Source organism: uncultured Campylobacter sp., from assembly GCF_937997405.1.
In the GTDB taxonomy this organism is placed as follows: domain Bacteria; phylum Campylobacterota; class Campylobacteria; order Campylobacterales; family Campylobacteraceae; genus Campylobacter_B.
The window spans coordinates 1-5,590 of record NZ_CALKTL010000123.1 but is presented as its reverse complement, the minus strand read 5'-3'; the positions used below and the strand labels follow the sequence as shown (position 1 = coordinate 5,590).

General features: G+C 40.3%; 1 protein-coding gene. It reads right to left on the bottom strand.

What is annotated here, in order from left to right:
• A partial coding sequence (locus Q0372_RS06540) for a hypothetical protein (RefSeq protein WP_298104017.1) occupies window positions 1–5,305 on the bottom strand: 5,305 nt, incomplete at its 3' end.
• Window positions 5,306–5,590 lie beyond the last annotated feature (285 nt).

Here is a 5,590-nt window from a genome sequence, read left to right as displayed (position 1 = left end):
CCGAAGTTGTATCTGAGATAGCATTGTATGATTTATCAAATTTTGACGGCCAAAAATTTTCGGCGATACTAACCGTGCCATTTCCGATATTAAAGTCACTAGCGTAGATAAGCACCGGAGTGCTAGGGGTTTTATGCATCCTAGCGAAATTAAAATACACAGTTGAACCAGGGGTCTGCCCCTCTCTAAATCCTTGTGCCAAAATTCTAAAATCGCTCGACTTAGAATCGTAATTAATTCCTGTGCCACCTCTCGGTCTATTGATAAGTCCGCCTATTAATGAAGCATCGGAATAATAATTAAGCGCCGTTCTAAGCGGTATAGGCAAGCCGTAACCCGTATCGGCAGCAGAAGCAGCTTCCTCCCAACCTCCGGTAACAGTTGAGCTTAGGGTTCTTGCGTTATATGTATAGCATCTGCTATCATATCCCGTAGAGCCTAGGCACTCGTTAGAATTCTTAGCGAAAAACTGTGTACCACTAGGGATATTGTAGACAACGGTAGGTCTATTAGGATATGGCACGTAATTTGTAGCTCCACCGGTCCTATTAGCAGTAGCTGTGGAGCAACGTCCGTCGGCACTATTGCTTTGACAATCAAATCCAAAATTTAGCGCAAAATCAAGATCACTCGAAAATCCGCACACGGCTTGAGGAGTACCACCAACATTTTGCTTATATCCGTCATAAAGCGTAGCGATGACATCCTTATAAACTTTGTCAGATAGATACGCTACGGCATTGACTTTAAGTTTGGCAAGTTGGCTTATCTGACGCGTTACAGCTAAATTCTGTGCGGGATTTTCACCTGGATATACTACGACATTATTCTCAATATACGGATCATTAAAATATGTATATGCAGATGTTCCACCGGTGATATTATTATCGCCTACGCCGGTTGTTATACCATTATCAAGGCTTACGAGCGACACTCTGATACGATCCGGCTTGTAGCGCAATACAATATTATCGTTTATCGCTTTATCTTTGTTAGCAGCAAGCCTCATACCTACGTCGCAGCCTATCATACCTTTAGCATTAGGAGTATTGCTAGATGAATTAATAATACATTTAGCGCTATTCCACTTCTTAGAGTATGTCTGATCGGAGTAGGCATCCGTCCATGAGTTATCATAGACGCTTACCAGTACATCACCGACATTATAGTAGTTAAAAATTTTATCGGCATTTGCACCTAATCCTTCAGTATAAATAACGGCATTTTCTTTATCTTTATCCACAGAAGCTTTTCTAGACTGAGTCATCAAATATGCGCCTTGAGAATTGCCTTTGCCGCTAAATTTCGCTACACCTCCAGTCTCTACGATATCTCTAGCATTAAAATCCGCCCATAAGCTTACGGCATTTTTATCCCATACTCTTCTATACGATGCGTCGAATTTTGAGCTTGTACCATTTAATACGCACGAAACATCATCGCTCTTGCCAAAAGAGCCCTTTTTGATAGCCGATGGATCGATCTCGTATTTGCCTGTCTCGGCATTGTATTTAGCACCGGAATACTCTACTGCAGTACCGCCGTAGCAGCCGTCTTGCTTTACACCGCGTTTTAATGTAGTGGTGGCTGTTTTTCTATCGACATAATAAGACTGGGTATCTACATTAGCCACACATTCATTAGATATGAATGGGCGCAAGTAAGTCTGGATGCCACGGATCTTAGTTGATATATCTTGAGTATCGTCGGAATCCGTACCATAGCTTTTACGTAGATGATAGCGCTGATTACCTAGGTCGCCGCCAATTCTTGCAGTATAGTTAGGTACGCCGTTATCGCTGTAACTTCTAGCTGATATTACGTGCGCCAAGATATCTGCGTTTTGCTCATAGTCACCACCCACGCGAAGTTCGGTAGGATTATAAACATCGGTACTAACGCCTTTTTTAGTTATATCGCCACTAGCGGTAGTATCTACGATCTTGCTATATTTACCGGAATTATTTAGCGCATCGGTATCTACTTTGAAATACGCAGGGCGGAGTACGAAGTTATCGCTACCGCATATATGGAACGAGCCGTCTTTTGACATTTTAATTCCGAACTCATTGCTAGCCGTATCTATACTATTTTTAAGCTCATCCAGCTTCTTTTGTATAATATTATCCCAGATATCCTTCTTTTGTTCCGCAGTCAGACTTTTATTGCACCAATCAAAATCTTCATTGGCTTCACAATACCCGTATTGCTTCTTAAGCTCCCATTTTTTAAGCTCTAAATAGTAAGCCTTAGGATCCTCACTGTTTAAGTCCTTATCTTTTATATACTTATCTAAATCGGATCTCGAGGTAGCTTGCTCGTCAGGACGATAACTAAGCATAAATGTAAGACCTTGATACGCATCACCTATCTCTATATTATTTAGAGTTAAAATGCTCTTGTTTTTAAAATCTAATTCCTTATCTACAGAATAGGAATCGCCATTTAGCTTAAACGGAATTTTTAAGGTATCAGTTACTGATCGGCATGCATAAACTACGCTATTTTTCTTATCATCCTCACTGACTTTGTCTGACGTAGTAGCAGCATTTTTTGCCCTGATGACGGACAAATATAATTTTCCTCCCAAGCCAAATTTCTCAAGCTTTCTATCCTTGCTACCGATATATACGAGCTTACCTGTATTAGGATCTTTTTTAAAGTAAGGAGAATTCGCAGCCGCACCGATATAATCTGTACATTTACCGGTTTTATCGTCATAAGCCTTACAATATTGGCTCTCGTAATCTGGTCTAAAGATGAGTTTTGCATCAAAAGGCTTATCGGAGATTTGAGTATATAGCCTATCATCGTCGTCGCTATTACTAAAATTCTTATTTACTACTTGCAAACCACTTAGCGGCTGGATATCAACACTTTTAGAAACCTTCGTTGCATCGCATAGCTCAAGTTCAGAGGCACTATCCATATCTAGGACGACTCGCTGACCGCCGCCGATATCTAGACTCATCTTGTAGCTTAATGTCACGGCAGGAGCTTGAAGAATTTTTGCACCGGTATTAACGGTAGCGTTAAACTCACCATACGCCGCTTTACCTGGTCTCATTAGACCGCCCACCGGAGTAGTCGTGCCGGCTTTTATCTCGCCTGCGCCCTCACCGATATAGAATTTTAAGACATTATTATCTAGCGTCGTAAATTGCCTATCATTATAGATAGGGTCCGTGACATTTGGAGTGCCGCCATTTATGACATCTTTCATCGTCTTATATGCGCCCTTTTGACCATCGCGTAGATAGACCAGCTTCTCTGCGGCCGCTGCAGGTATGGTATTTGTAGTGGTAGTGATAGGATCGTTTATGGCTAGTTCATTATTTATAGTAGAACTATCTTTGGTATAGGCAGCGCCTGCCTGAGCAAAATCGATTGACACTACTGCACCTACAGCATCCTCGCTATTACCACCATTTAGTCTGTTTTCGAATTTCATTCTATAGTAGATATGCTCGCCCGCAACTACTGGATTTTTGATCTGCTCTGGCTTATTGTCGTCAATCTCAGTCTTACTATATCTGCTACCGATAACTTTGCCATTCTGCGGATCTTCATCTTTAGTTCTAAAAAATTTTACCCAGTTAGCGGCATTATATACCTCATACTGATAGCATAGTTGAGGAACATACAGATCTACTGATATTGCTATCATACTTATAAAGTTTTGATCGGATTGGTTGTTTGTTGAGTTATACGTACCACCCAGTTCCAACTTTATACTTGATTGCCCGTAGCCCATTTTATCGCTTATATCAAATTCATCTAAATCCACGGCGGCTGCCTGATCCGTTCCCTCGTAATGCTTACCTCTTAGGATTTCCGGTATCGCAGCATATCCACCATTTTCGCTTCTTAGCCTCATAATGGTACCGCCGAATATATTAGAATACCATTCGCTTCCGATTTGAGCCAATGCGTTTATTCCATTAGACCAAGCGGCATTAGGAGTATATAAAGTATCCATTTTACCGCCCGCTTTTTTATTCTCTACTCTAAAAAATTCCTTCGTCTTATCATTGCCGCTCATTTCAGGTCCAAGTTTCGCCTCGCCACCAAAACCTAAAAAACTAAGCTTAGCATTAACGCGACCGCTCCTAGGAGTGTAAAAGCCTTTTAACTCGGCTTTTACGTTTATAGATTCATTTGCGCCTGCCCAAGGTGTAATAGCTATAAAATCACCATATACGGTTACGTTTTTAGGCTTGTAATAATCGTTTTTAAATTTTGCAGCCTCTGCGTAAGTAAACGGTTTCGCTACACCTACAGGATTAGCAGGGCTTTGTAAATCTGCCATTAGCTTATTTCTAGAGTCCAAGGTCTTATCATATACTATGATTACACCCCAGCCACCCCACATACCAAGTCTAATATTTTTTAACTCACCATTAATAAGGGCTGCACCGGCATTATCCCTACCATCGCTAGCTACTATGTTTCCTACGGTAAAATCTATACTATCAGAGTAATCAACAAAGTTTGCCTTCACTTTATCCGTAATATCTGCAAAGCAGCCGTATTCCAAACGCATCTCTACCTTCCGAGGGTTAGGAAGATTTCTATAGCTAGCATTCTCTCTATAGTTCCAGCCGGCTACGCCGTTACATCTATCCCTTGGGATATCTATAGGAGCGGTACTTGTTGCACTTTTTGAGCTTTTCATTCTAAGCTTAGCCCATTTATACCATTTGGCAAACTTAACTCCATCGCCGTTTCCTACGTATTTATCCCATCCCTCATTAATAAGCTCTCTTGCCTCTCTTACGTTACCTTGCCAATACAAAGCTGCAAAAACGATATCATCTTTAGTAATACCCTTAGGTAGTTTTAGAGTTGATTTAGAGCTATTTAGATAAAAAGCTCCTGCAGAAGTGTCAGGGTCTTCTTTTAAATAATGACCATTTGCACCGGCTATAAAGTTTTTGTCCACTTCTTTCGTAACCCCGTCCCAATCAAAGCTAAGTACAGTATTTCCCGCTACGGCATAGTCTCCAAATACATATGTACCGGGACCGCCAAACCTAACGACAGGGGTTTGATTTTTCCAATCTCGAATACCACTAAAATTCCATGTTCCACAATGATTATGACCGGCGCCATCTCCACATTCACCGCTTGAATACCAATACCAATGCGGATCACTACTATTGATCACGCCACTATCAGGGTATTCCCAAGGATCTATAACGGCGGGATTGATCTTAATATTGGGTCTATTATCCGCAAAGGCCCCCGCCACGAAACAAAACAACAGCGCCAAAATGGGCGCAAAGCTAAAACTCTTAACTTTCATGATACTACCCTCCGGTCAATAACATAATTTTTAGCTACTATTTTACATTTTTTTTGCTTAAATTTTATATGGATATGGAACAAATATAAATAAATTTTAAAGATTTCCTAAAAGAAAGATTTTATAAAATGCGATTTTGTTTATCTTGGGCTACATTAAAAATAATATAATAACAAATAAACAACAACTCTCAAACAATTAAAGTAAAGGCGCGAGAATTCCGCGCCTTAAAAATTCTAAAATTCTAAAATTCTAAAATTCTAAAATTCTAAAATTCTAAAATTC